A 25,330-nucleotide genomic window follows, 5' to 3' on the forward strand; every position below is an offset into this window, starting at 1 on the left:
TTAATATACTAAGGGGGAAAACCTAATGAAAAAATTGATGAAAAATGAAAAAGGTTTAACACTGATTGAATTGCTAGCTGTAATTGTAATTCTGGCAATCATTGCAGCAATTGCGATTCCGATGATTGGGAACTTAATCCAAAAATCAGAAGAAGATGGAGTTAAGGCTGATGCTATTAGAATTTTAGAAGCAGCGCAATTGTATCAGTTAGAAAATCCTAATGAATCTAGTGCAACTTTTGCGGTATCAGGATTAAGTGAATACCTTCAATTGACGGATGACAAATTGGCAGGTGCAACTGTGAATTTTTCTAGTTCTGAATTAGAAATTGATACAGGTAATATATCAGCTGGTAAAATAAAATTAAACTTTACTGGAGCTACAATAATGGAAATTAATGATGACGAAAGTGGTTCAGGTGAAGATAGTGGGACTCCAGGTGTTAGAACAATTGGAGACTAAAATGTTTAATTTAAAACCGTGGTTATATACCAATAACCACGGTTTTTCAAACAAAATTTAGAGGACTGAAAAAGCTGTGGTATATATAATCGGATATTTCTTTATCATTGGCCTAGTTATAGGTTCATTTGCAAATGTAGTAGGTTTACGAGTTCCAAAAGGAAAATCAATTGCAGCACCAAGGTCAGCCTGTCCTTACTGCCAACATCAACTAAAATGGTATGAACTCATTCCTGTATTTTCTTATTTGTTTCAAGGTGGTAAATGTAAAGCATGCAAAGCTACCATATCACCGCTATATCCAATTATGGAGCTATTGTCAGGGTTATTATTTGCATTCGCTGCTTACATAAATATGTTTCAGCTTGAGTTACTCGTTTCCTTAACATTCATTACGATGCTACTGATCATTACAGTAAGTGATCTAGCCTATATGTTGATTCCAAATAAAGTCGTTTTCTTTTTCTTCGTATTATTCATCATTGAAAGAACCTTCGTTCCACTACAGCCGTGGTATGATTCTATGCTCGGTGCTGTAGTTGCGTTTTTATTATTGCTTCTGATCGCCCTTGTTAGTAGAGGGGGGATGGGTGGCGGTGATATTAAGCTTTTTGCCGTCATTGGCTATGCACTAGGTATGAAATTAGCAATATTAGCATTCTTCTTCTCTGCTTTTTTAGGTGCTGTTGTCGGGTTAATCGGAATGGCTTTAGGACTAGTGAAAAGGAAAAAACCGATACCATTTGGTCCATTTATTAGCGTAGGGTCATTGCTAGCATATTTCTTCGGGGAAGAGCTATTAACATGGTACATTTCGTTTTTAATATAATAATTTCATAGAGTTAGGTGAAGAGGAAATGGCGTTATTAACGAATAAAAGATATGCGAATATTGAGTTTCAAGACTACGTAATTCGCTATGCTGAACTAAAAAGTCAAAAAAAGCCTGTTGTCGTAACCAATTGTGATGAACATTATTTACCTTCAGGAGTAGTGGAGAACGGGAAAATTATCGATCATGATTTGTTTAGTCGGGCGATTAAACAATGTGTTCGAAAGTGGCAATTAAAGGGTAAACAAGTTCGTTTCATCGTGCCAGATTCCTCCGTTATTGTTCGAAAAATGGACGTGCCATCGAAAATTGCCGATGAGGAGTTAGTTGGGCATGTATATTTTGAATTAGGGCATTCTATTCATCTACCCTTTGAAAACCCCCTTATCGATGTCGTTCCACTTGGAGCAAAGAGTGAAGATACGAAGGAAGTTTTAGTTGTTGCATCATCTGAGGAAATTGTGAATAGCTATTACAATTACTTGAAGGATGAAAGAGTCATACCAACCGTGGCTGACATTTCACCACTATGTCAATATCGTTTGTTGGATCATTTTGGTTTAACGAATGAAAATGATCAGTTCATGTTAATTCAATGCAATGTGAAATCTGTCTCTTTAAGTATCTTCGAGCAACATCGCCCAGTCTTTACCCAGGAAGTGAACGTACCTTATCCAGAGAATTCTTGGAAGGTTGTACCGTTGCATCAAGGTGGACAATTAAACCGGGAACAGTTTCAACGGAAACATGTTTTAAACGCCTTTGAAGAGGTTTATAACGAAATTGACCGTATATTACGTTTCTATCAATTTTCATTGCACAATGGAGAAAGGCAGATCACCCGTATTTTAATGACGGGAGATCATCCGTTCTTAGAGGAATTAATGGAACATATTAAAGAACGCTATGGTATACCGTTAGACATCCTTCCTCCGAATGAGATTCGCACAACGAAAAACTCAAACCCGAATTATAAGTTTTATAATGTGTTAGGTTTGGCGATGAAAGAGGGAGATTAATGTTAGTAGAAGTTAACCTTTTACCAAGGAAAGAACGAAAAAGTAAAATTTTTGTCTTTGGTGTTGCAAGTAGCGTCTTATTATTGGCTGCGGTTAGTGTACTAGCCTTTTATTACATCTCTAGTTTGAAGGAAAACATTGCTCAAATGGAAAAGCAGGCATCTCAAGTAGAACAGCAGGCATCAGCTTTACAAGCAGAATTAAATGATTCGGTGTCGGATTTCTCACAGTTAGATCATACAGTCACCATGCTACGTGACTACCCTGTTGCTAGTTCTCAAGTAGTGGCTAATGCTTCAAAGCTGTTGCCAAGTGCTGGATATTTTCAGTCCCTTCAATACCATGCTGGTAGTATCAGTTTAAACATACTGCTTGAAGATGATATAGCTGCTGCTTATTATTTCAACCACCTGTCGAACGCAGAATGGGTAAACGAAGTAACATTATCGTCCGTCGCAGAACAAGGTGACGGCTATATTGCCCACTACCAAATAACCGTTAATGCAGATGTGTTAAAGGGAGGGCGGTAGCTATGAAAAAAGAGTTAAACAAAGTTCAGAAAATGATATTAAGTATCTCTGCCGTTGTTGTACTTGGAGTTATTGTTGGAATCTATTTCTTTAACGTAAAGCCCTTATTAGCTGAACAGGATAAGGTGCAAGAATCGTTAGCCCAAAAGCAAAAATTATTAAAAGCAGTAGAAAAACGTTATGATGAAGAGATGAATCAATATGCTGATAAAAGCACGGTACATTTGCAAGAGCAATTACCGTTAAACCCGAATGTAGAACAAATTATTTTTGCGTTAAATGAGATTGAAGAAGCCACGGATAGCAATATATTTTCCTATAGTCTTTCAGAGCCACAACCATTTGCAAGTGAAGGTGAAGAAGAGGATTTTCGTGATATTATGAGTTTACATCTTCAATTGACAGTAGAAAGTCCAACATATGAAAATATGATGTCCTTTGTTGAATTGTTAGAGCAAAATGAACGGATCTTCTCCGTAGACAACCTATCATTTAACGACCCTGGTCCAGAGGGAAACTATTTGTTAACTTTATCGTTATCAACGTTCTATTACGAAGGGATAGAAGGGTTACAAGATGAGGCACCAACATTTAATATCCCTGAACCTTCTCAAAAGGAAAATCCATTTCAATAATATTTCATAAAACTCCCGATATAGACGGGAGTTTTTTACTAGACAGTAATACTAAGCATAAATGGAGAATAATTATCTAACAATTAAAAAGATTCATTAAAGTTTGATATAATCTAAATTGAAAACAAGCATATAAATTAGGATTAGGAGGGATCGGAATGAATCGTAATGAACTGATTGCACCTCAAAAATATAACATTGTAACAGAGTTTGAGAAATATACGACGAATAATAGAGTAGCGTTGAAATGGGAGAATGAGGAAGGTGCAAAGAACGAAATTACGTACAAAGAACTAATCCGTAATGGAAACAAAATCGGCAATGCGTTCAAAGGTGAAGGGCTGCAAAAAGGTGATAAAATCCTTGTTATGATACCTCGCTTAATTGAAGCTTATGAAGTGTATATTGGGGCATTAAAGGCGGGTATCATCTTAATTCCTAGTTCAGAAATGTTAATGCCGAAGGATCTCCAATACCGCATTGACCATGGAGAAGTGAAAGGAATTGTTGCGTTACAGCCATTTGTAGACCGATTTAAAGAAGTAAAGCTTAGCGAAAATGTGAAAAAGTTTGTACTAGGTGGCGAGGCAGAAGGATGGAAGCCATTGCAAACATTAATGGTTGAACAATCGGATCAACTTTCAACTGCCGAAACGTCACGGGATGATATGGCTTTTTTATCGTATACTTCAGGAACAACCGGCAATCCGAAGGGTGTTGTCCATTCCCATGGTTGGGGGTATGCTCACTTAAGAACAGCCGCGAAAAGTTGGCTCTGTATTGATGAAGGAGATACGGTTTGGGCAACAGCTGGTCCAGGCTGGGCGAAATGGGTATGGAGTCCATTTTTATCAGTACTCGGCAGTGGCGCAACCGGGTTTGTATATCAAGGGAGATTCGACCCGAACAAATATTTAAGTTTGTTAGATCAATATGATGTAAATGTTCTTTGTTGCACACCAACCGAATACCGATTGATGGCTAAAGTAGATAACCTAAAAGATTATCACTTAACGAATCTACATAGCGCAGTATCTGCCGGAGAACCGTTAAACCGTGAGGTCATTGATACGTTCCAAAAATATTTCGATGTAACGGTACGGGACGGTTATGGGCAGACGGAAAATACATTACTCGTTGGAATTATGAAGGATATGGAAGTAAAACCAGGCTCAATGGGAAAACCGACACCTGGTAATAGAGTAGAAATTATTAATGAAGATGGTGAACCGGTCCAAGTTGGGGAGATCGGTGATATTGCTGTTCATAAAGATACACCAGCTTTATTTAAACATTACTATAAAGATGACGAACGGACGAAAGCCTCTTATCGAGGTGATTACTACTTAACTGGTGATCAAGCGAAAAAGGATGAGGACGGGTACTTTTGGTTTGAAGGGCGTAGTGATGACATTATCATTAGCTCAGGATATACAATTGGCCCATTTGAAGTTGAAGATGCCCTCGTCAAACATCCGTCTGTGAAAGAGTGTGCTGTTGTAGCAAGCCCTGATGAAGTAAGAGGTAATGTTGTGAAGGCATTCGTCGTTTTAAAGGAAAATATTAAGCGAACAGAGAAGTTAGTGAAGGAACTGCAAGATCATGTAAAAGAATTAACGGCACCTTATAAATATCCTAGAAAAGTGGAATTTATCAAGGAACTTCCGAAAACAACATCAGGAAAAATTAGAAGGATTGAGTTAAGACAAAGAGAGCAAAAAGTACATGAATAAAAAAGAGTGTGACTTTATTTCTAACGGGTTCAGTTTCGTGAGAGAAAAATAGCTGATAACAACGGAAATAATACAATGATGAGTATACATTCCGAACTTTATTTCGCAGTATAAACAGCAAATTAAAACGCTCAGAAAAATATCTGAGCGTTTTATCGTATTATTTTATTTTCTTTTCAACTAAACTACCCGTTAGTGAAGTAACTATTTTTCTGTTTTCATAAAATTGACAATTTCATCTGCATCAGATGTATTCACCACAATTCCGCTATGGTCAATCAATATATAGGTTGGAAAATCGTCAATTAAGTGTCCATATTTTTCTAAGATTGCCTCCGATCTATTAAGGACCGCAGTTTCCGTTAAATTTATATCAGTAGATTCATTTAATTCCGAAACAACATTACGCATCTGTTGATATTGTGTTTCGATATCTTTATCAATAAAGGCTTTAAAATGGTAATTTCCCTCTTCTGGTACATTCATCATCCCGCCTTCACTTTTGGAACTTTCCGTACATCCTACTACAAGGAAGAGAGACATAAACAGAATTAAAAAAGGATGTCTTTGCATCAATATACTCACATTTTACACCTCCTATTTTTTAACATGCCTATTCATAACTTTATAAGCAACACGGGCTACGGCATTGACAACTCTCTGTTCACTATTAGCACCCCTAAGTTGAATAGTCTTAAATAGTCAACTTAAAGTAAACAAACTTTACACGGTTTCCATTCATTATAAATTCTTCATTACTTGTTGATATATGCTTAAACCCGCTTTTTTCCAAGACTTTTTGTGAAGCTATATTGTTAGTCGTTGTCTTCGCTAAAATCTGTTTAATACCTTGCTTGTTAAGAGTGTCTAATAACAGTTTCAATGCTCTGTTAGCAATTCCTTTTCCAGTATACTTTTCTCCAACTCTATAACCGATATAACCTAAATTACGGGATTTATCGATGTCTACTAAATTCATTCTTCCAAGAATTAAGCCAGTTTCATTTTTAATTAAATAATAATATGACAGCCCTTTAGTTTGCTCATCCAGTAAGGATTCGTGCCTTAATGTAAAGGTTTCGAAATTATAATACTCCTCTCCACGACTTGGTACCATTTTCTCAAAAAAATCTCTGTTTTTAAGTTCAAATTCGTATAACATTTTAGCATCATTTCGCTGCAGTTTTTCGAGTCTTATTTCCATAATTGTTTCCTCTTCATGTTATTTCTTAGATTATTGTTTAAAACTATTATCCTTATCATGAAACTGCTCCTTTAGCACTACAAGAAAAATGAGCGGCCGATTAATAGCCCCTCTTGCACTCTTGCTCCCGTTTGTTTAATAAAACAATTATTTAATTCAATTCTTTAGTTAGAGAGTTAATTGCTTCCATTACTTCTTTAATATTTTCTCTGCTGTTCATTTCATTTCTAGCATGAAGTAAAACAGGTCTAACAGATTCAACGGAACGACCAAAATCATACATCCATTCGTATCTTGGGACCATCCAAGTATGAAAATGGTGAGTTGTATCTTCATTGTAAAAATAATACACATACTCAATTCCTAAAACTTCTCTTTGAGCTTGTCTTACCTTTGATAGAACCTTTATATAATCTGATTTTTCCTCATCTGTTAATTCATCGAAACATTTGATGTGACGCTTAGAGGCTAATATGATTAATCACCTTATTGGATATGCAACATCTTGATGTACATGGAAGTATTCTGTTTCAAATATTACTCCCCCGTCTGGTGCAATAAGTCCACTTGTCAGAGCACAACTTAAACACTCTACTTCAATTGTTTTACCATTCGATAGAGTTATCTTCCTCATATCTTACCCCCTGAAAAGTAATAACACTTCTTCAACTTATTTGCTCTTTAGTACAATAAAAAAGGAGCGATCTACTTCTTTAACTAACGCCCCCGTTTGTTGAAGATAGATATTGTTAAGATTGCTTTTCTTTTTTTAGTAAACGATATAAATCCATTAGCGTGCCGGCTGTAAAACCTGCAAAAAAACCTGTAGGACTTGGATTGTCAAGAAAAACTGTTGACCAAACTGCTCCGATAACTCCCAATATCCAGGTAAATACCATATTTCCCCTCCTTTTTTAGCACCCCAAAAATAAGTAGCAAATAGCCTTTCTATTTAATTATACTGCCCCTTTAGTACAATAACTTCAACAAAAAAAGGAGCTTATCCTTCTTGTAGATAAGCACCCATTAGTTGAAGATAATAGTTAGTTATAATCTTTTTTTAGAAGACCATATATATCAATATCTTCGTATTTATCCCATCTTAAAATATCTTGTTTTAATGTACCTTCATAACTCAACCCAACTTTTTGCATTACCTTTCCTGACGCTTTATTCTTGCTCATTACTGGAGCCCAGATTCGATTTAGATTCAACTCTTTAAATCCAAATTCAAGCATTTTCTTAGAAGCTTCTGTTGCATATCCTTTTCCCCAATAATCTTTGCCTACCCAGTATGCTAACTCGCCTTTATGATGATTTTTATCAATACGAATAGTCATAGTCCCTATAAGTTGTTTTTCACTTTTTAATATTACTGCCAACGGATAAGCGTCTCCATTTTCGATGAGTGACGAATGATTTTTAATCCAATCTTCAACTTTTTCTAATGTGTATGGATAAGGAATAAAAGTAGTCTCTGCTACAGCTTTGTCGTCTCCTATTTTTTGAGCCCTCGGTGCATCACTTAAATCATAAGGTCTCAAAACTAAGCGTTCAGTTTCAAACTTTTGCAACATATTTCAATCGTACCTTCCTTATCTGTTATTTTTGATAAAGTTTATCACATTATTAAACTAAACTACCCCTTTAGTACAATGACTTCAACAAAAAAGGAGCTTGTCCTTCTTGTAGATAAGCCCCCAATAGTTGTAGAATCGATTTACTTGCACCCGTTTATAAACAAAAAGTCAGCTTATGAACTCATACTATTAATCATTATTTAAAGATATTTTGTATTTCCAATGGCTGCATTATCACGAAGTATGCCAGTATAAATGCAAACAAAAGAAACATAACGGCGTTCACTTTTTTGTTCAAGTTCCACTTATAGCCCCAAAAATGGATTACTAAAAGGGAAAGCATATTCGGAAGTAAAGCAATGAGATATAACCATATCACATTACCAAATCCGAGGTTCCCGTTCGTTAAAGCGCCACCTAGGAATCCAACAAACATGAGTGTAATAACAACCGGATATAACAATGCATTTAACAAAACGTAGATTAAGGACGTTTTCATAAAACAACCCACCTGAAAGAATATTATAACCCGTTCGTTCAACAGAGTTCATTTGCTCTCATTTAAAAATAGTCCAAAATTGCAACATTTCCATTTTCAAGGGGCGTATACGATTGCAGTATTCCTCTTTAACGCGTTCAAGGTATGGATAAATAAGCTACATAGTCAGTACAGGTAACACACAATACTTCTCTTTCTTTTCCTCAATTGTCCCACTGTCAAAAAAACATTTCTTATTAAACTAAACTGCCCCGTTGTGAACAAGCTCGTTCTGTTTCTATCCATTTTAACATAAATTCCCAGAAAAACTTTATAAAAGTAGAACAACTCATTTATAGCATTATTTATCACATTTAAAATATAATATTTTTAGCACCTATCTGTAAGCTGCATATAAATTTATGTACGTTTGTTATTTGTGATATGAATTCAGATGTTAAAAAACTTATAAATGTTGTCATATTAATAAAAATAGGAGCACGAAACGCTATGCGCTTTGTGCTCCTATTGGTGTGTTATTTCTCCGAATACTGAATACGTTACTCTATGTCCACACTCTTTTTAATTTACAATTACATTTTTTCTTCAATTTGTCCGTGTTTTAATTCGTCTACGATTTGAACAGAGTGATCAGGCTGCTTCGTAAAATAACTTACTACGACTGTAGCTAATGTTGCGACAAGGAACCCAGGTACTGCTTCGTAAGTGACCCCGAAAAGAATGTTGGCAAACATTTGTTTTACGTCGGGTAAAAAGGCATATGTCCATTGTGGCTGCTGTTTTACTAAGATTACTGTAATTAATCCAAGAATCATACCACTTAAAATTCCTGCCCTCGTTGTACGCTTCCAGTAGAACGAAAGAAGTAATGTCGGACCGAAACATGCCCCTAATCCACCAAAGGCGAATAATACCATCCAGAAAACGAATTCTGTTGCGGAAAAGGCTAACAGTACAGCAAGTAACATAAATACTACAATGGTTACCCGGCTATACAGGACAAGTTTTTGCTGTGGGATTTCTTTATCTTTCGCAAAGATTCGCTCATAAATATCTCGGATTACTGCACTTGAACCGACTAATAGTTGACTGTCCGCACTAGACATAATGGCTGCGAATACAGCAACGAACAAAATCCCCATCGTTACAGGGTCTAACAATTGACTACCTAATGTTGTAAACACCGCTTCATGGTTGCCGTTTGGAAGTTCATCAACAGAGGCAAAAAATGCTCGTCCTGCTAATCCGACCCAAACAGCTCCCCAGCCCATAATAACGTTCCAAAACGTAGATATTAAAGCGGCTTGGCGCATTTCTTTTACATTTTTCAAAGACATGTAACGAACGAGAATATGAGGGTTACCAGGACTTCCAAACCCAATTCCAAGTAAACCGACAATAGCACCAAATCCGAAGATCCAAATGCTCGTAAATCCATCTCCTTGTGTGTTCATCGCATCGATGATAGGACCAATGCCACCTAATTTAATGATTGCAATAATTGGTAGAACAACTAATGATAAAAACATAAAGAATGCTTGTAAAACGTCTGTTTTACTAACAGCGTGGAATCCGCCAAGCATTGTATAAACTAAAATAATCGCTGCCGTTATCCACATACCTGTAGAAGAGGGAATATCGAAACTAGCAGAAAAGGCAGTTCCTCCACCGACAATTTGTGCACCAACGTAAGCAATCATAAAAAAGATAATAATTAAGGAACTAGTCCAACGTAATAGGTGATGCTTATCGTTGTATCGGCTTTGTAAAATGTCTGGAATTGTAATACTTCCGGTCTTTTCACTGAAAATGCGGAAGCGACGGGCTACATAGAAAAACATAAATACTTCTACTGTAATAAAACCAGCTAATGCCCAAACTGCATTTAAGCCAGATAGAAAGGCCATTCCTGTTACACCAAGTACTAGCCAAGAACTTCTTCCGGAACTAACAGCACTAAGGGCAACTGTCCATTTCCCTAAATTTCTTCCAGCTAAAAAGAAGTCGGATAAACCTCCAGAACTTTTCTTCGTACTAGATAAACCAATAACAACTAATAAAGCAATATACAATACGAGAATCGCAAGCGTTATTGGATGTGCACTCATGAATGGTCACCCTCTTTCTTTCCTGTGTGGATGTAGCAGACTACTCCTGTAGCGATAATTCCTAATGGAATAAGGAATAGTCCAAGAATCATGTCAAAGTTCATCTGTAAAACCTCCTAATGTAATTTGTTCTTGCTCGTGAAAATAATCATCTAGGTTAGTCTTAGAAGTTGTGAGGTTAAAACGAGGTGTACGTGGAAAAATCGGAAAATTTCGACACGCACTTTTATAACATTTCGATGAAACCATCGATATTCCTTCAATAAAATAAGAAAATTTTCTTAGGAATTGATCACTATCCCGTGATCAAAAGGAAATGATAAATTGTTATCGAAAATACCTTTATACACATATGCAAAGGGAGTGCACATTTATGAATTATCGTACTTTAGGCAAAACGGGATACGAGGTAAGCGAATTAAGCTTCGGAACATGGGCGATTGGAGGTCATTGGGGAAAAACAAATGACGAAGAATCGTTAAATGCTCTAGCAAAAGCGATGGATCGGGGCGTTAACTTTTTTGATACTGCTGATGTATATGGGGATGGACATAGTGAGGAATTGTTAGCAAAGGCAACGAAAGGAAAGGAAGATGATATATATATTGCGACGAAATTTTGTCGAGCTGGAGATATTTATGACCCTGCTACTTACTCAGAGAAAACAGTCCGTACATATTTGGAAAATAGTTTAAGACGGTTAAACCGTGAGGCGATTGATTTGTACCAAATTCACTGCCCGCCATTAGAAATTTTAAAAGAAGGTACTGTTTTCACCGTACTTGATAAGTTAAAAGAAGAGGGAAGAATTAAACATTACGGAGTTAGTGTTGAAACAGTTGAAGAAGGTCTTTTCTGCTTACAAAATCCTAATGTAAGTACATTGCAAGTCATCTTTAACATTTTAAGGCAAAAACCGTTAGAACAGTTATTACCGAAAGCGAAAGAACAAAATGTAGGCATTCTTGCCCGTGTTCCACTAGCAAGCGGACTGTTAACTGGGAAGTTTACGAAAGATGCAAGCTTTGAAGAAAATGACCATCGTCACTTCAATCGAGATGGACAACAGTTTAACGTCGGAGAGACATTTGGCGGATTACAGTTTGAGAAAGGTGTAGAGTTAAGTGATGAGTTACGTTGGATAAGTGAAAACCGTGGAAATATGACTCGTGCAGCACTACGCTGGATTCTCGACCAAGATGGAGTATCTTCCGTCATTCCAGGTTTTAAAACAGTAAAACAAGTAGAAGACAATTTAGCAGCAGTACAAGTGCCATCTTATAGTGGAGAAGAGATAGAGAAGTTAAAGCAATTTTATCGTGACAAGGTGCATGAGTATATTCGGGGTGCCTATTAAAAGGAGAAACACCATGTGAAAATGAAAATACGGAAAATAATCCTTTGGAACTGGAGGGTACTTAGCCGATTATCCACCTGTTGTCTGCTATGACTGGCTACGAAAAAAATTTATAGAATTAACGAAAGCGACGTGATACTCACGTCGCTTTAATAGGTAAACTGGTTGTTAATAGGTTTCGGATTTAGCGGGTCAGACGTATCAACCCAATACATATCAGAGTATATTAACTGATTGGTAGAATGGTTGTATCCGTATATGCGGAAGAATACATTTCCTGTTGGGTTTGGGGGGTATTGATAGGAATTTCCCCCTGTTTTTACAGGACCGTAATGAACGGTTCCTTTCGTTTTCGTAGATTCAATGGCAATACCATATTGATACGGACTATTTACACTCGTTTGGTCCTTCCAAATAACAGTGTACTCCCAATTACCATTCCCTTCTGGATGGTTAAAGTGTAATGAGTATCGTGGGTGTCCTTCCACACGTGTCTCTTGACTTTCAATCCCTGTAACGGTAATCGTTCCAGCAAACGGTTTGGCGGCAGAAATACCGGTTAAACGAAGCCAATATTCTCGCAATCCTTTAATACTTTCAGGTGACGGTATAACTCTATTTTCCGTTTGGTGATTTAAAAAGTCAGCAGCGTTCTTTGGTGTCTTCCCAGTGGGGGAGCCGAATAACATAACGTAATCTTCGGCAATGATTTCCCCTAACTCCCAATAATGTGAAGAGCCTAATGGGTATCCATTGTTCAAAATCCCTCGTATTTTTGCCCACTCTGTATCCTTATCATTAGGCGTTTTGCCTTCCTTATTTAATAACCAATAATAAGCGAAATGGTGACCATATTCATGACTTAATGTGCGTGCTACAGAAGGAACAGTCGTTAGCTCATCTCCGTTATAAAGCCATATTTGAGCTTGTTTAAACGTATACTGACCACCGACTTGACTATACTCTACGTCATACGTTCCAGTAACATGACCCGAATGTGCGTATGGTACGATTTTTATATAGTCTAGTTCTTCTAATTCTTGCCCAAGTGTATTGTTTTGAAATTCCTTGACTAACTCTTGTAACTTGGCTTTATCCCATTTTGGCGTATAACTTAAGAACCATATATGCTTATACTGTAACTGAGCTACGAGATCGTGCCCCTTTGCTTTTTGTTCAGATTTAGGAAGGACGTCGTCGTCATGCTCATTTTCTTCATGTTGATCAGTTTCGTGCTTATCCTTATCCTTTGTTTCATTTGGAGTCGAATGAGAGACTTCATTATTTTCTTCCGTTTTATATACTTCCTTTGTTTGATCCTCTGTTTCTCCTTCTGTAAAATCATGAACTTGTAGTTTTTGTACAAAGGTGGAATCTAAAAAATAGAGTTTCCTGAAGTCTACATCGACGTTCAAAATTTCCGATGTTTTATCGTTCATTTGTATAAAGTAATCCGACAATGTCATTTCGCTCGTTGTCGATTTATAAATGGCATGAGTAAAAATAACAACGTATGTTAGTAACGAGAATGTTATAGCTAACATGATGACGGACATCAATTTACCCCTCATATTCTCTCTCCTATACTGTGAAATAATGAAACTACTATCATTATATATAAAAGTATCGTAAAACATAAAAAAATTTCATAGGTACGTTCTAGCTCCGAACATATTTCGTCATTAGCAGTAAATCGTAATATTCGTTGTTAACTTTTATAGCATGTTTTCGCACCCCTTCGGTAATAAAATCGTTCTTCTTATAAAGAGAAATGGCTTGGTCATTATTGCGCATTACTTCTAAATCAACTTTTTCAATTAATGGATGGCTCGAAGCCCAATCTATTAATGTTTTTAGTAGTACCTTACCAATACCTTGCCCTTGATATCGTTTCGCTACACTCATCCCAAAACTTCCCGTATGCTTTGTTTTATGTTTATTGCCGTTATGAAAGTCTAATGTTCCAATGATTGTTTGACCCATTTTGGCACAAATCATGAGCTTATTCGGGTTAGCATATATGTTGTTAATATGGTTACATTGTTGTTTCATTGTCGGCCTATATTCCTTAGCTGTTGTTACTAAGTAGGTTGATTCCAAGAGCGTTTGTTTTACGTAACGAATCACATTCATTCCATCTTTCTCAGTCACCGTTTCAATGGTGTAAGGTGTTCCGTCCTTCATATAATGGTGTTGTTTTGGAATATGCGCCATAAAAAAATCGCTCCTTTTTAAGTCATTATAACAGAGGGGATTTTAAGAAAGAACAATATCGTATAGAAAATGAGGTGTCCACAATTGTCTATATATATAACAAAATTTGAGGAGAGTGACTTTTCAGCTATTCAAGCTTTAAACAAAATAGAAGGCTGGAGTTCATTGGTTCATAATTGGGATGAAACGAAACGAGCATGGCAGAACTCCAATGTATCCTTTGTTGCTAAAGAACATGGTGAGATCGTTGGGTACATAAGAGGAATGACGGATGAATCGGTGACGTTATATGTATGTGAAATTCTCGTTCACCCGAAACATCGAGGAAAAGGGATAGGGAGGCAACTTCTCAAACATAGTCATCAACGTTATCCGACAACACGTATGGAAATGTTAGCGACAAAAAAATCATCTACTTATTATGAAGGTCTGGGGTTTAGGTTATTTTACGGATTTCGCAAAACATTTGAAGAAAAGTAACTTGTGTTATAGGTTGTTTCATTAAGCCTAAATACTACCAATTTCGTTTTTTTTCTCATTTTTTTTGACAAAATATTTATCCTTTTGGGCTCTTGTTGCATATATTGATTACGGGTCTGTTTTGACTGTTCTTAAATTATGAGAGGAGGCTCAAAATGGCGAAAGTAAAATTGGCATTTATAGACGGTGGCCATGGAATGGATACACCAGGGAAAAGAACGCCATTTATTTCATCATTAGGGAGAAGAATAAAGGAGAATGAATTTAACAGTGCAGTTGCTCGTAAGATATACGACCATTTAAAGCCGACAGAAATTGAAGCATTTTTAACTGCACCACAGGAACATGATGTTCCTTTAAAGGATCGAACGGATTTTGCCAATAACAAATTAAAAGAGTTTCAAGATGAACACGGTGAGGATGAAGTAGAAGCGGTATTTGTTTCTGTTCATTACGATGCTTACGACGGAGATTTTGATGACCCAAGTCCATCAGGTCATTCCATATTTGTCTATCCTGGACATAAAAATAAAGAAGCAGGAGAACTTGCAAATGCAATTGCAGAATATTTAAAGCAAGGTACAGAACAAAAATGGCGCGGCATTCGTGAAGCAAACTTCCACGTTTTACGCGAGACAGAAATGCCAGCTGTGTTAACGGAAAATGGTTTTATGGATAATAAAGATGAAGCACTATTAATGATTGATAACGATTTTCAGGAAGAAGTGGCAATGGAGCATGCTCAGGGGATAGCTGATTACTTTGAGGTGGAACTGAAGTCAGAAACGAAAGTGAAATCAGCTCAGGCGAAGAGGTCAACAGGTGAAACATATTACCGTGTTGTAACCGGCAGCTTCAAAAATTTAGAAAACGCGGAAAGAAGAGTTGAGAAATTAAAAGAGGCGGGATTCGATAGCTTCATTACACCTTACAAAAATTAGATAGTTCATGAATATGCCACTTTCGAGGTGTAGTTTGGTTATATTGTATAAAAAAGGCACAGGATTGACCTGTGCCTTTTTTAATAATATAAAGATTTTATAGAAAATTATACATCAAAATGACATAATAAAAGTAATTTACAATAATTGTTGTACGATTGTATTAGAATCGAGCAACTATTAAATATAAAAAATAATCATATAGGGGTAGATGAAATGAAGAAAGAAGTAAGGAATGTAATGATTCTTGTTATAGGTTTAATATTAGTTGCACTATCAAGATTCCCTATTATGTCACCACCAATAGCAATATCAGTCGGAGTAATTGGAGCCATTGTAATCATCTTCTCAGCAATTTTATTATTTAAGAATAAGAAGAGCACACATTAATATTAAGAAAAAACGGCGTGTGCAACCTGTTGTCAGTTTGCACGTCATTTTTTACTGTGTGGTAGGATATGCAACGATAAACGCAACGGGGAACTATGATTTAAAAAAGCTCTTGCTTATGCAAGAGCTTTTTTACTAGATGGAGCATACCGGGCTCGAACCGGTGACCTTCGCGCTGCCAGCACGACGCTCTCCCAATTGAGCTAATGCCCCCTATATATGATAAATAATAACAATTTTCATTTTGATATTCAATAGAACAGGGAAAATTGTATTAATCTTTGGAAAAAAATGTTTATATTTATCGATGTTTAAGATAAAATGAAATGGAAGAAATTACTGGTTTATTATTATTTTAATATAACGTTAATGATGTAATTTTTCTTATGTGATATCGTTTTTACCAGCTTATAGGTTCATAGGGGGTGCTTCCATTTGTATGGTTGTATAATTTTAGAGCACAATCAAATTACAAATAATACAAAAAAACAAATGTTAGAAACAGTATTATCAAATGGAAAACATTCAGTAGTGCAACAAGGTGAAGAGTACAAATATGTTCGGATTGAAACATTGGATGGAAATACAGTTCTGGCGGTTAAATCATGTAAATCGAAGGAAGAACTAATGACTGTCGCTCATCAATTTGAATCTTCATTTTTAACAACAGCATGTGGATTTGGTGAGGAGGAAGGGGAAGCGAAGCGAAAAGCGTTACAATCTTTAATAAGTAAAAAAGGAAATGACTAATAGTATAGTATAAGGTAGTTTTGATACTGGGAGAAAGGGGTTAAAGTAACAGATTAATGATCATAATAAATCGTACATTTAATTTACGTGAACTTATTCACAATCCCCTATTTTAAAGGGGATTAAAGGGACTGGCTTCTAGTCCCCTTAATCATGTAATTGTAATATTGGATAATAAGGTTTGTCTTCTAATTCTTTAAGGGCTTCTCTAAATTTATTTCTTTGTTCTTCTTTTGGCTCTACTAAGGACCAGGATTGACGTTTGTAATTCCAACTTTCTGGATGCAATTGTACTGTCTTATTAAAATATATCTTTGCTTTATCTAACTGTTTATGTTCAGTTAAATATATACCTAACTTGAAATACGCTGCAGCTAGAGCTTTTTCATATGTATGTTTTGACATTCTATTCTTTACTTCTTTTGTTGGGAGAACATGTTTACTTTTATCTCCATAGTGAACCCAGTTACGCAAAGCGTTAAAATAGTTGCTCTTTGATTGTTCTAGCCTAGAAAGATTCTCTGTCCTCCAACCGTCATTCCATCCGGCAGGTTCAGCACCCCTTACTATGTTTCCTTGTTCATTAATCCATACTGCATTTGGAACATTCACCATATTATATAATTCGGCCACAATGTGGTTTTTATCGATAAGACATGGATATGTAGGGTTAGCTTTGTCAATCCATTCTTTAACAGCTGATATACCAGCGGTGTCAAAGGCAACGGCTACAATAACAAAATTTTTATCTTTCAATTCCTCATAAAGGGACTGCCAAACTGGCAGATCAAATCGACATCCTCACCATGATGCCCAGGATACTAGAAGGATTTTCTTTCCTAAATATGAAGAAAGTGTGTGTTTCACTCCATTGAAATCAGGAAGAGTGAAATCTGGTGCAGAAAGTGTGGTACCACTTTTTTGTATGTCAGGTTGTCGTTCACCAATAACCCAAACATCTTTTTCTAAATCATGAACAACTGGTTCACCCATCATTCTAGAAAAACCAACAATGTTAAATAAGCTTTTTTCGTGTACAATTATTTCTTTTTCCTGTTGTTTGTTAAGAGGGATACACGTATCCTTAGTACAGACACCTTCAGGTTTAAGTTCCAAACCAGTGTACTCATTTAACTTATTAATTGGGATGTAAAGATCCCCGTCATGATGCAATGAATCGGATAGTATTATAGGCTGCCTTGATTTATAGAGGAATGTCGTCACTTTTTTAACTCCTTTTTATTTGCTTGGGTACAAAAGACATTTCTTCTAGATTCTTTTCGTACCTAAAATCCTATTTCAATAACTGGAGACTTTTCGTTTATTTTGTTTCTTCCAATCATTACTCGTTAATTTTAACATTAAATTCATTTTACTTGCATTTTCCTTTTTCCAGCCCGGATACCCCATAACTCCTTTATAAACAATTAGCATAAGAAGGAACTTCCTGCAGAACACTGGTCGTTTAGTAAAGAGAGGTAACAATAAGGAATGTGATTTTTGTGGGATCTTTACTCAATTAAATTCCATTGACTTGCAATTTTGTTCGTTTCCTGCTATTCTTAGTAAGAATTATTTTTGTTCGGTGTAGAGGATAGTATGTGTATGTCTTTATCGTCTTGATGATACTTTGGGCAAGAATAGTAATTTAATGTGTGGCAACGCACTAGGAGGCAACAAAAATGGAAAAAGGTACAGTAAAATGGTTTAACGCAGACAAAGGTTTTGGATTTATCGAAGTAGAAGGACAAGATGATGTATTCGTACACTTCTCCGCTATCCAAGGCGAAGGTTTTAAAACACTTGAAGAAGGTCAAGTTGTAACTTTCGATATCGAAGAAGGTAACCGTGGACCACAAGCTTCAAACGTTCAAAAATCTGCTTAATTTTAATCGTTAAAAAACAGGCCCTAAATATAGGGCCTGTTTTTTTATGTTCAAATAGGGGATGCAATGAAAAAAGATTTTAAGCTAGTTCTAAAAAGACCCAAATCACTTATGCAATATGGTCTTCTATTTTATATGCTATTTCGAGCGTTTTGTCCCTGGACCGGAACTGCTTACTCACAATGTTAGCCTTTTTTATACAAAAAAAGGATTGCCAATGTTTTTGATTTAAAAGGGGAGGAATCAACTTTGCTAAAGTAGCAAATTCACATTGGCAATCTCCTTATTCACAAGGTTATCCACATAACAAACACTTTATACACGTTAATTCACAAACTTATTAACACTATCCACAGAAAAAGTATGTAGTTATTCACAAAAAATTATTCACAAACTTAGTGTTGATAACATAAGGTTTTTTTTCTAGTTATACACATTGTGCACAACCATGTGGATAAGTGTTTATACACAAGCTAAATTAGAGTCCTTTGTTTTGCTGGTAAATTCGGTCTGCCTGTTTAAATTCCCGCTGATACAAAACTTGTTGTGTTTTAGATAAATTCAAATTCTTTTGTTCATGAGGTAGTCTTTTTCCTTTTCCCTTTGCCATATACATCATCCTTTCCTAAGTATTACAACGTATTATGTCCGAGTTAATCGGAAATATACAAAAGCCTGATTACGGATGCAATCAGGCTTGTTGTTCCACTTCGTTATATTGATTTTGCTGATTGTAGTAGTAGAATAAGTAATGGTCCTTTGGAATGACATATAAATCGTACATTGCTTCTTGGTTATTAATAGAAGCATATACTTGTGGATAAAGGTCGTTGCCTTGTATACTGTACGGTAGCTTTTCTACTGCCTTTTTTGAACGAATATTATCTTTTCGAATCTTCATAAACACTGCTTCAATATTGCATTCAAAAAACAACTCATACAAGAAAGATTCTTTAGCTAATTGATTGTAACCTTTTCCGAAGTAAGGTTTTCCTAACCATGTGGCTAAGAAACCACTATTTTGGTCAATATCATATAAATTAATCGTACCAATTGGTTTATTCCATTCATCTACTATTGTACGTGAAATGAGTTCTCCTCTTTCTTCTGCCTCGATTAATTGTTTCGTTATAAAGTAAAATTCATCTAAACTCGCTGCCTTATGTCGAACGTAAGGGAAGACGTTTGGATCGATTAACAAGTCAAAAAGTTCACTTGTTTCATGTAGTTCCCGTTTTTTAAGCATAAAAAAACCCTCCTTCATCATTAAGAGGGTGTAAAGACAGTACTAGCTAGTCACCCACCCTCGAATTTTTATCAATTGCTCACAAAAATTCGGGGTGGGAATCGAACCCACTAGAACCGGGTGTGTATGACCGGTGGCGCACCATTTGCCTTCCCATGTTTCAATACGTCAATTTGACTTTTCTATAATATACGATTTAATTCGAAAAAGAAATCACTTTTAAGGAAATTTTTTAAGTGTTTTTTTCTTGTTCGTTATGAACGTTTGTAAGTACAATAGAAGTAGGTTAGTCCATCATTAAGGAGGACTCGGTTTGATTAAAATTACTAAAATTACGACCCAGAAGAAAAATAAACAACGCTATAATATATACATTGATGAAGGAAACGGAGAACAATACGGGTTTAGTGTAAGTGAAGATTTACTTATAAAACATATGCTTCGTAAAGGTATGGAGTTAGATCAAGCAACAGTTCAAGCTCTGCAAAAGGAAGATGACGTCAATAAGTATTATTCAGCGACAATAAATTTTTTGAGCTATCGAATGCGTTCAGAGAAGGAAATTCGATCTTATTTAGTAAAAAAGGAGGCAGAACCTCCCCAGATTGACCAAGTTGTTGAGAAGTTAAAGACTGAAGGGTATCTAGATGACTTAGAATTTGCAAGAGCTTATGTCAAAACGAGAATAAATACATCTAGTAAAGGGCCCCAAATAATCAAAAAAGAGCTGTTTGATAAAGGGGTCAATAAACAAAATATCGAAGAAGCCTTACATTTGTATAATCATTCATTACAATTTGATAAGGCGTTAAAAGTTGCTGAGAAAAAAGTTTCTTCGAATGGGCAAAAATCACAGAAGCAACTGCTATTATCGTTGCAAAACTTTTTAATGCAAAAGGGGTTTAACGGCGAGGTGATTCAGTCAGTCTTAGAAGAAATAAAAGAACATCATATGAGCAATGATATGGATATACAAGCAATACAACGACAAGGTGACAAATTAGTAATGAAATACGAACGGAAGTTTTCTGGATTTCAACTTAAACAAAAGGTGAAGGAAGGATTATATCGAAAAGGGTTTTCAATGGAACTTATTGATCAATATTTACAAAATAGTATTGAGGATGAGTAGCAAGGAAGAATATGGTTGCCATTCTTGTAAGGTGAAAATAGCGAGTTCCTATCTGTCATGATAAAATGGTTTAACAGGCATAGGACGACAGGGGGAAAAGATGATGGAGAAAAGATATAGCCAATATACGTCACAGCAATTACATCAGGAAATTTCCGAGTTAACAGAGAAAGCGCGAAAGGCCGAACAAATGGGAATGGTAAACGAGTACGCAGTCTACCAACGAAAGATATTAATGGCTAAAGCTTATATGATGGATACATCTGCATTTAAACGAGGGGAAGTTTATGAAGTAGAAGGAGACCCCGGTGTTCGCTTTAAAATTGATTATATGAATGGCATATTTGCCTGGGGAAGTAGGATAGATCAAGCGGGCAATTCGATTTCAGAAGAAGAGGAAGAGGCCTTACCAATATCATTACTCGGCGAAAAGGTTACTGGATAGTAAAATGAACTCCCCCCACGGTTGTTGTGGGGGGATAATTGTTATGACCGTTTTCGCATCTGCTTTTCCGTAATAATATCTGCTTGAGACATGCGTGTCTCCCCATTTACCTGATTAGCAGCATGTTTCGGATTTGCCCGTGGAGACTGAAACGGAGTGTTACGTAAATATTTTTTAAAGCCCTTATTTTTCTCCATCGTCACTCAGCTCCATTTATATGAGGTCGTGAAGATTTCGCCATCCGTTCTTGTGGCCTTGTATTAATCGACCCGTCTGCACGCTTTGAGGCAAAGCGGGCTTTCGCGTGTGGGATCTCTTGAAAATGTTTTTCAGGGAAATTCTTTGCCTTATTACGGACCATAGAATGTACCCCTTTTTTTGAATTTGCACTTTAACAAGTGCAGTTATTATTTTTTGTCGGAATGGCAAATGTATGTGTTAAAATATAATGCGAATTGTTGGTAGTTCAAGGTGGTGAAATAAATGGAAGAGATTTATGAACGTTTAACAAAACAACTTATGAACATAAATAATGAATTATCAAAAGATGTTGCCCGTACTTGGGTTGAACTTCTTTGGGAAGATTTCGAAGTTACCCGGGCGAAAGCAGGACACAAGTATAAAGGACAAGAAATGACAGAGCGTATTGTGACAAATTGGATTATAAACTACGGCTCGAAATTACACGAGATGTCAGTCGATAAGTTTAAAAACCGAAAATAACTAACTTGTAGCAGGGGTTAGTTTTTTCTGAAGTTTATCCTCAGAATAGACCCAGCCTGTATAAGAGTTGCGTTTATTTAAGTTGTGATCAAACTTTACTACCGCTACAAACGGATATCGTCCTTTTGCACGATAACGAAGGTCGATAAATCGGATTTCAATTTCGTCATCACTTTTTGTTACTTCCCATCGGTACACAGGGGAGAAGGATAGAAAAGCTTGAATGTTATCATCTTCTAACGCGAGTTCAATTTCAGGTAGATCAGGTAGTGGCTTACGAATGTATTCGTCCTTAATTTTTAAAGTTTTATCCTCAAACTTGGCGACGAAAAACTTCTTTTTCGTAATAACACATACTTGCCATAAATTATTTCGGATAGTTGGTCGTGTCACAACGTGATCTACTTCCGGGATATACTCGTTAACCGCTTTGATAATCGCTTTTTTATCAAAATATCGCTTCACGTAATACAAAATAATCACGATATAGAGAATTAAAAAGGTCGGTCCAGGATTAGCACCGAGTAACCATGCAACAATCCCAACCACGTGAACGCCGAAAATAAAATAATCAAATGTGTTAATAAAGCCGTAGGCAATCCACTGTTTACTAATGGGGCGCATCGCTTGTGTTCCATAGGCGTTAAAAATATCTACAAGAACATGGATCCCCACGGCGAGTAAAGTCCATAAAAACAAACGCATAAAGTGTACCTCAGGCATAAACGTATGGATTAATACAGTAATGCCTGCTCCCCACATAAAAATAGACGGCAAGGAATGAGTAATGCCTCTATGATTGCGAATGTAGACGGCGTTATTTCTTAACTTCAAAATTGTATCAAAGTCTGGTGCATTGGAACCGACTACTGTTCCAATGAAAACGGCTTGAAATAAATGAGGGTCTTGTTGAACAACAGGGTCTAATGTAGCTAAACCTCCAAGGGCAATACCCATCGTGATGTGAGTAGCTGTATCCATCGAACGTTATCCTCCTTTAACATATAAACAACATTGATTGTAAAAAAAGGGTGAGTAAATGTGGAAAAGATATCTGTATTACCAGAAGGCTTCCAAACATTACAATTTCAACATGATTTAATCTCATGGTTCCAAAGTGAAAAGCGTGATTTACCTTGGCGAAAAGACCAAGATCCTTACAAAGTATGGGTATCGGAAATTATGCTCCAACAGACGCGAGTTGAAACGGTCATTCCATATTTTTATCACTTCATGGAAAAGTTCCCTACCTTACACCATTTAGCAGATGCTGATGAACAAGAAGTGTTAAAAGCATGGGAGGGTTTAGGATATTATTCCCGTGCCCGTAATTTGCAATCAGCAGTGCGTGAAGTGAAAAGCGAGTATGGTGGTACTGTTCCTAATAACCCAAAGGAATTAGGTAGCCTAAAGGGTGTTGGCCCATATACAAAAGGTGCGATTTTAAGTATCGCCTTTGACCAACCAGAACCGGCTGTAGACGGGAATGTAATGCGTGTCATTTCTAGAATATTAAGTAATGAAGATGACATCGCCAAACCGAAAACGAGAAAAATCATCGAAGAAAAAGTGTCAGAATTAATTTCTAGGGAAGATCCATCTTCCTTTAATCAAGGCTTAATGGAATTAGGAGCCTTAATATGTAAGCCGAAAAATCCTTCTTGTATGTTATGTCCAGTGCAACAGCATTGTATAGCCTATCGTGAAGGTGTTGAAACAACGTTGCCGATTAAAACGAATGCAAAAAAGCAACGTACAGTTCCATATACAGTGCTACTTATTAAAAATGCAGAAGGCCATGTCTTAGTGCAAAAACGTGAAGAAAAGGGTTTGTTAGCTAATTTATGGGTGTTTCCCATGATACCTTTACAAGATGTTGACTTAACAAATGTACCCCATTGGTTTTATGGGGAGTATGGACTTCAAATTGAAATTGGCGATAAAGCAAAAGATGTGAAACATATTTTCTCCCATTTAACTTGGGAATTAGAAGCTTTTGAAGCTAACTTATTAGATGGGCAGTTGGATCATGACAGAGCGAAATTTGTGAACATTGACGAGTTAGAAACGCTTCCATTTCCAGTATCCCATCAAAAGTTAAAAACTTATTTACTTAGTCATTAACGAAAAATCACTTGCTATCAATAGCGGGTGATTTTTATTTTTTATCGTTCACTCTTTTTTATTCTGACATTTGGTATTTTTTGGTTTTTTAAAATACTGTATAACGAATCTTATTATGAACAAATTAAGTAATGCGGAGGTGATATTGATGGCCAAAAGAAGAAACAATGCTAACCAAACAGCTTCTGGTACTAACGCACAAGAAGTAAGACAGCAAAACCAGCAAGCTGCACAAGGTGGCCAAGGGCAGTTCGGTTCTGAGTTTGCTTCTGAGACAGACGCTCAAGAAGTAAGAAGACAAAATCAGAAGTCTCAACAAAACAAAAGATAACACCCCCCTAAATGAGGCTGTAACTTAGAGCACTCCTTTTCATACATAGGAGTGCTCTTTTCATGTTATATTTTCATTTGAAGCAATAAATCGTTATAATGTTATGAAAGGACAATAATTGGACGTGTTTTTGTAGAGAGGAAGATTTCATGAACATCCCAGTACCTGGAGATAAAATTGAAATACAAAGTTATAAACATAACGGACAGCTCCATAGGGTATGGGAGAGTACAACGGTGCTAAAGGCAACTCGAAATGTGCTAATTGGTGGCAATGACCGAACTACGGTTACGGAGAGTGATGGCCGGACTTGGATAACGAGAGAGCCTGCGATCTGTTATTTCCATGCGAAGTATTGGTTTAATGTCATTGGAATGATACGGTTGGATGGCATTTATTACTACTGCAATGTCGGTTCTCCGTTTGTTTATGATGAAGAAGCGTTAAAATACATTGATTATGATTTAGATGTGAAAGTGTATCCAGATATGACCCATACGTTGTTAGATGAAGATGAATATGAACAACATAAGAAGGAAATGAATTATCCAACGGTATTGGATCAAATTTTAAAAAATAATGTAGAAACGTTACAGCGGTGGATTCGGCAAAGAAAAGGGCCGTTTGCGCCGGAATTTATTGATCAATGGTATGAACGCTATTTAACGTACTTAAGATAATATTAGGTATGTTAAAATAGAACCTGTTG

General features: G+C 36.3%; 33 protein-coding genes, 1 tRNA gene and 1 pseudogene. 18 read left to right on the forward strand and 17 right to left on the reverse strand.

Annotation, left to right across the window (positions count from 1 at the left end; translation table 11 throughout):
• Nucleotides 1-25 precede the first annotated feature (25 nt).
• The 6 genes from NLW78_RS13935 (at nucleotide 26) to mbcS (ending at nucleotide 5,211) form a co-directional block, all read left to right on the forward strand.
• Nucleotides 26-463, forward strand: a complete 438-nt coding sequence (locus NLW78_RS13935; RefSeq protein WP_254497765.1) for a prepilin-type N-terminal cleavage/methylation domain-containing protein — start codon at nucleotides 26-28, stop codon at nucleotides 461-463.
• Nucleotides 464-539: 76 nt separating this feature from the next.
• Complete coding sequence (locus NLW78_RS13940) at nucleotides 540-1,292, forward strand: prepilin peptidase (RefSeq protein WP_254497766.1); 753 nt, start codon at nucleotides 540-542, stop codon at nucleotides 1,290-1,292.
• A gap of 28 nt (nucleotides 1,293-1,320) precedes the next feature.
• Complete coding sequence (gene pilM, locus NLW78_RS13945) at nucleotides 1,321-2,313, forward strand: type IV pilus biogenesis protein PilM (RefSeq protein ID WP_254497767.1); 993 nt, start codon at nucleotides 1,321-1,323, stop codon at nucleotides 2,311-2,313.
• Nucleotides 2,313-2,843 (forward strand): PilN domain-containing protein, encoded by a 531-nt coding sequence (locus NLW78_RS13950; RefSeq protein WP_254497768.1) that lies wholly within the window; start codon nucleotides 2,313-2,315, stop codon nucleotides 2,841-2,843. Before pilM ends, NLW78_RS13950 begins: the two co-directional genes overlap by 1 nt.
• Before the next feature lie 2 nt (nucleotides 2,844-2,845).
• Nucleotides 2,846-3,478, forward strand: coding sequence for a hypothetical protein (locus NLW78_RS13955; protein ID WP_254497769.1), 633 nt, complete (start codon nucleotides 2,846-2,848; stop codon nucleotides 3,476-3,478).
• Nucleotides 3,479-3,636: 158 nt separating this feature from the next.
• Nucleotides 3,637-5,211: an acyl-CoA synthetase MbcS gene (gene mbcS, locus NLW78_RS13960; protein WP_254497770.1), complete on the forward strand. Its 1,575-nt coding sequence runs from the start codon at nucleotides 3,637-3,639 to the stop codon at nucleotides 5,209-5,211.
• 204 nt (nucleotides 5,212-5,415) lie between these two features.
• Here the strand turns inward: mbcS and NLW78_RS13965 are convergent, their stop codons facing one another.
• The 7 genes and pseudogenes from NLW78_RS13965 to NLW78_RS13995 form a co-directional block, all read right to left on the reverse strand.
• Nucleotides 5,416-5,796, reverse strand: a complete 381-nt coding sequence (locus NLW78_RS13965; protein WP_254497771.1) for a hypothetical protein — start codon at nucleotides 5,794-5,796, stop codon at nucleotides 5,416-5,418.
• A gap of 109 nt (nucleotides 5,797-5,905) precedes the next feature.
• Nucleotides 5,906-6,415, reverse strand: a complete 510-nt coding sequence (locus NLW78_RS13970) for a GNAT family N-acetyltransferase (RefSeq protein WP_254497772.1) — start codon at nucleotides 6,413-6,415, stop codon at nucleotides 5,906-5,908.
• 151 nt (nucleotides 6,416-6,566) lie between these two features.
• Nucleotides 6,567-7,049: pseudogene (locus NLW78_RS13975) on the reverse strand (HIT family protein).
• Between the two features lie 115 nt (nucleotides 7,050-7,164).
• Complete coding sequence (locus tag NLW78_RS13980) at nucleotides 7,165-7,314, reverse strand: hypothetical protein (RefSeq protein WP_254497773.1); 150 nt, start codon at nucleotides 7,312-7,314, stop codon at nucleotides 7,165-7,167.
• Between the two features lie 144 nt (nucleotides 7,315-7,458).
• Nucleotides 7,459-7,992 (reverse strand): GNAT family N-acetyltransferase, encoded by a 534-nt coding sequence (locus NLW78_RS13985; protein WP_254497774.1) that lies wholly within the window; start codon nucleotides 7,990-7,992, stop codon nucleotides 7,459-7,461.
• Between the two features lie 199 nt (nucleotides 7,993-8,191).
• Nucleotides 8,192-8,494, reverse strand: a complete 303-nt coding sequence (locus tag NLW78_RS13990) for a hypothetical protein (RefSeq protein WP_254497775.1) — start codon at nucleotides 8,492-8,494, stop codon at nucleotides 8,192-8,194.
• A gap of 572 nt (nucleotides 8,495-9,066) precedes the next feature.
• Entirely contained in the window at nucleotides 9,067-10,602 is a 1,536-nt protein-coding gene (locus NLW78_RS13995; protein WP_254497776.1) for a sodium/proline symporter, read from the reverse strand.
• 373 nt (nucleotides 10,603-10,975) lie between these two features.
• On the opposite strand from NLW78_RS13995, the gene NLW78_RS14000 reads away from it, so the two are divergent.
• Entirely contained in the window at nucleotides 10,976-11,959 is a 984-nt protein-coding gene (locus NLW78_RS14000) for an aldo/keto reductase (RefSeq protein ID WP_254497777.1), read from the forward strand.
• 149 nt (nucleotides 11,960-12,108) lie between these two features.
• Here the strand turns inward: NLW78_RS14000 and NLW78_RS14005 are convergent, their stop codons facing one another.
• The gene (locus NLW78_RS14005) at nucleotides 12,109-13,530 is read right to left on the reverse strand and encodes a hypothetical protein (protein WP_254497778.1); all 1,422 of its coding nucleotides are present in this window, start codon (nucleotides 13,528-13,530) and stop codon (nucleotides 12,109-12,111) included.
• 88 nt (nucleotides 13,531-13,618) lie between these two features.
• Nucleotides 13,619-14,173, reverse strand: coding sequence for a GNAT family N-acetyltransferase (locus NLW78_RS14010; protein WP_254497779.1), 555 nt, complete (start codon nucleotides 14,171-14,173; stop codon nucleotides 13,619-13,621).
• Nucleotides 14,174-14,257: 84 nt separating this feature from the next.
• On the opposite strand from NLW78_RS14010, the gene NLW78_RS14015 reads away from it, so the two are divergent.
• The 3 genes from NLW78_RS14015 (at nucleotide 14,258) to NLW78_RS14025 (ending at nucleotide 15,984) form a co-directional block, all read left to right on the forward strand.
• Complete coding sequence (locus NLW78_RS14015) at nucleotides 14,258-14,653, forward strand: GNAT family N-acetyltransferase (RefSeq protein ID WP_302328573.1); 396 nt, start codon at nucleotides 14,258-14,260, stop codon at nucleotides 14,651-14,653.
• A gap of 155 nt (nucleotides 14,654-14,808) precedes the next feature.
• Nucleotides 14,809-15,594 carry an N-acetylmuramoyl-L-alanine amidase gene (locus NLW78_RS14020; RefSeq protein WP_254497780.1) on the forward strand — a complete coding sequence of 262 codons (786 nt, stop codon included), beginning with the start codon at nucleotides 14,809-14,811 and terminating at the stop codon, nucleotides 15,592-15,594.
• 216 nt (nucleotides 15,595-15,810) lie between these two features.
• Nucleotides 15,811-15,984, forward strand: a complete 174-nt coding sequence (locus NLW78_RS14025) for a hypothetical protein (protein ID WP_254497781.1) — start codon at nucleotides 15,811-15,813, stop codon at nucleotides 15,982-15,984.
• A gap of 140 nt (nucleotides 15,985-16,124) precedes the next feature.
• Here NLW78_RS14025 and NLW78_RS14030 read toward each other — a convergent pair.
• Nucleotides 16,125-16,197: transfer RNA gene (locus NLW78_RS14030), tRNA-Ala, on the reverse strand.
• A gap of 222 nt (nucleotides 16,198-16,419) precedes the next feature.
• Here NLW78_RS14030 and NLW78_RS14035 point away from each other — a divergent pair.
• On the forward strand, nucleotides 16,420-16,734 hold the full coding sequence (locus NLW78_RS14035; RefSeq protein WP_254497782.1) for a hypothetical protein: 315 nt from the start codon (nucleotides 16,420-16,422) through the stop codon (nucleotides 16,732-16,734).
• A gap of 147 nt (nucleotides 16,735-16,881) precedes the next feature.
• Here NLW78_RS14035 and NLW78_RS15625 read toward each other — a convergent pair whose 3' ends face one another.
• Together NLW78_RS15625 and NLW78_RS15630 are read right to left on the reverse strand one after the other, a co-directional pair.
• Complete coding sequence (locus NLW78_RS15625; protein ID WP_263499981.1) at nucleotides 16,882-17,958, reverse strand: redoxin domain-containing protein; 1,077 nt, start codon at nucleotides 17,956-17,958, stop codon at nucleotides 16,882-16,884.
• A 75-nt stretch (nucleotides 17,959-18,033) separates the two neighbouring features.
• A complete protein-coding gene (locus tag NLW78_RS15630) occupies nucleotides 18,034-18,168 on the reverse strand; it encodes a hypothetical protein (RefSeq protein WP_302328574.1) in 135 nt (44 codons plus the stop codon).
• A 248-nt stretch (nucleotides 18,169-18,416) separates the two neighbouring features.
• On the opposite strand from NLW78_RS15630, the gene NLW78_RS14050 reads away from it, so the two are divergent.
• Nucleotides 18,417-18,620, forward strand: a complete 204-nt coding sequence (locus NLW78_RS14050; protein WP_254497785.1) for a cold-shock protein — start codon at nucleotides 18,417-18,419, stop codon at nucleotides 18,618-18,620.
• A 478-nt stretch (nucleotides 18,621-19,098) separates the two neighbouring features.
• On the opposite strand, the gene NLW78_RS14055 is transcribed toward NLW78_RS14050, so the two are convergent.
• Nucleotides 19,099-19,230 carry a YfhE family protein gene (locus tag NLW78_RS14055; RefSeq protein ID WP_254497786.1) on the reverse strand — a complete coding sequence of 44 codons (132 nt, stop codon included), beginning with the start codon at nucleotides 19,228-19,230 and terminating at the stop codon, nucleotides 19,099-19,101.
• An 81-nt stretch (nucleotides 19,231-19,311) separates the two neighbouring features.
• The gene (locus NLW78_RS14060) at nucleotides 19,312-19,866 is read right to left on the reverse strand and encodes a GNAT family N-acetyltransferase (protein ID WP_254497787.1); all 555 of its coding nucleotides are present in this window, start codon (nucleotides 19,864-19,866) and stop codon (nucleotides 19,312-19,314) included.
• Between the two features lie 313 nt (nucleotides 19,867-20,179).
• On the opposite strand from NLW78_RS14060, the gene recX reads away from it, so the two are divergent.
• Nucleotides 20,180-20,998 (forward strand): recombination regulator RecX, encoded by an 819-nt coding sequence (gene recX / locus NLW78_RS14065; RefSeq protein ID WP_254497788.1) that lies wholly within the window; start codon nucleotides 20,180-20,182, stop codon nucleotides 20,996-20,998.
• Nucleotides 20,999-21,101: 103 nt separating this feature from the next.
• A complete protein-coding gene (locus NLW78_RS14070; RefSeq protein WP_254497789.1) occupies nucleotides 21,102-21,443 on the forward strand; it encodes a YfhH family protein in 342 nt (113 codons plus the stop codon).
• Nucleotides 21,444-21,484: 41 nt separating this feature from the next.
• On the opposite strand, the gene NLW78_RS14075 is transcribed toward NLW78_RS14070, so the two are convergent.
• Together NLW78_RS14075 and NLW78_RS14080 are read right to left on the reverse strand one after the other, a co-directional pair.
• Nucleotides 21,485-21,640, reverse strand: coding sequence for a YpzG family protein (locus tag NLW78_RS14075; protein ID WP_254497790.1), 156 nt, complete (start codon nucleotides 21,638-21,640; stop codon nucleotides 21,485-21,487).
• 2 nt (nucleotides 21,641-21,642) lie between these two features.
• The gene (locus tag NLW78_RS14080; RefSeq protein ID WP_254497791.1) at nucleotides 21,643-21,804 is read right to left on the reverse strand and encodes a small, acid-soluble spore protein K; all 162 of its coding nucleotides are present in this window, start codon (nucleotides 21,802-21,804) and stop codon (nucleotides 21,643-21,645) included.
• 122 nt (nucleotides 21,805-21,926) lie between these two features.
• On the opposite strand from NLW78_RS14080, the gene NLW78_RS14085 reads away from it, so the two are divergent.
• Nucleotides 21,927-22,166, forward strand: coding sequence for a YfhJ family protein (locus NLW78_RS14085; protein WP_254497792.1), 240 nt, complete (start codon nucleotides 21,927-21,929; stop codon nucleotides 22,164-22,166).
• On the opposite strand, the gene NLW78_RS14090 is transcribed toward NLW78_RS14085, so the two are convergent.
• Nucleotides 22,167-23,147: a metal-dependent hydrolase gene (locus tag NLW78_RS14090; protein WP_254497793.1), complete on the reverse strand. Its 981-nt coding sequence runs from the start codon at nucleotides 23,145-23,147 to the stop codon at nucleotides 22,167-22,169.
• A gap of 69 nt (nucleotides 23,148-23,216) precedes the next feature.
• On the opposite strand from NLW78_RS14090, the gene mutY reads away from it, so the two are divergent.
• From mutY to ntdP, 3 genes are all read left to right on the forward strand, one after another.
• Entirely contained in the window at nucleotides 23,217-24,290 is a 1,074-nt protein-coding gene (gene mutY / locus NLW78_RS14095) for an A/G-specific adenine glycosylase (RefSeq protein WP_437181987.1), read from the forward strand.
• A 148-nt stretch (nucleotides 24,291-24,438) separates the two neighbouring features.
• Entirely contained in the window at nucleotides 24,439-24,621 is a 183-nt protein-coding gene (locus tag NLW78_RS14100) for a gamma-type small acid-soluble spore protein (protein ID WP_254497795.1), read from the forward strand.
• Nucleotides 24,622-24,770: 149 nt separating this feature from the next.
• The gene (gene ntdP / locus NLW78_RS14105; RefSeq protein ID WP_254497796.1) at nucleotides 24,771-25,301 is read left to right on the forward strand and encodes a nucleoside tri-diphosphate phosphatase; all 531 of its coding nucleotides are present in this window, start codon (nucleotides 24,771-24,773) and stop codon (nucleotides 25,299-25,301) included.
• The last annotated feature ends 29 nt before the right edge of the window (nucleotides 25,302-25,330 follow it).

This window comes from Salirhabdus salicampi (assembly GCF_024259515.1).
In the GTDB taxonomy this organism is placed as follows: Bacteria; Bacillota; Bacilli; order Bacillales; family Alkalibacillaceae; genus Salirhabdus_A; species Salirhabdus_A salicampi.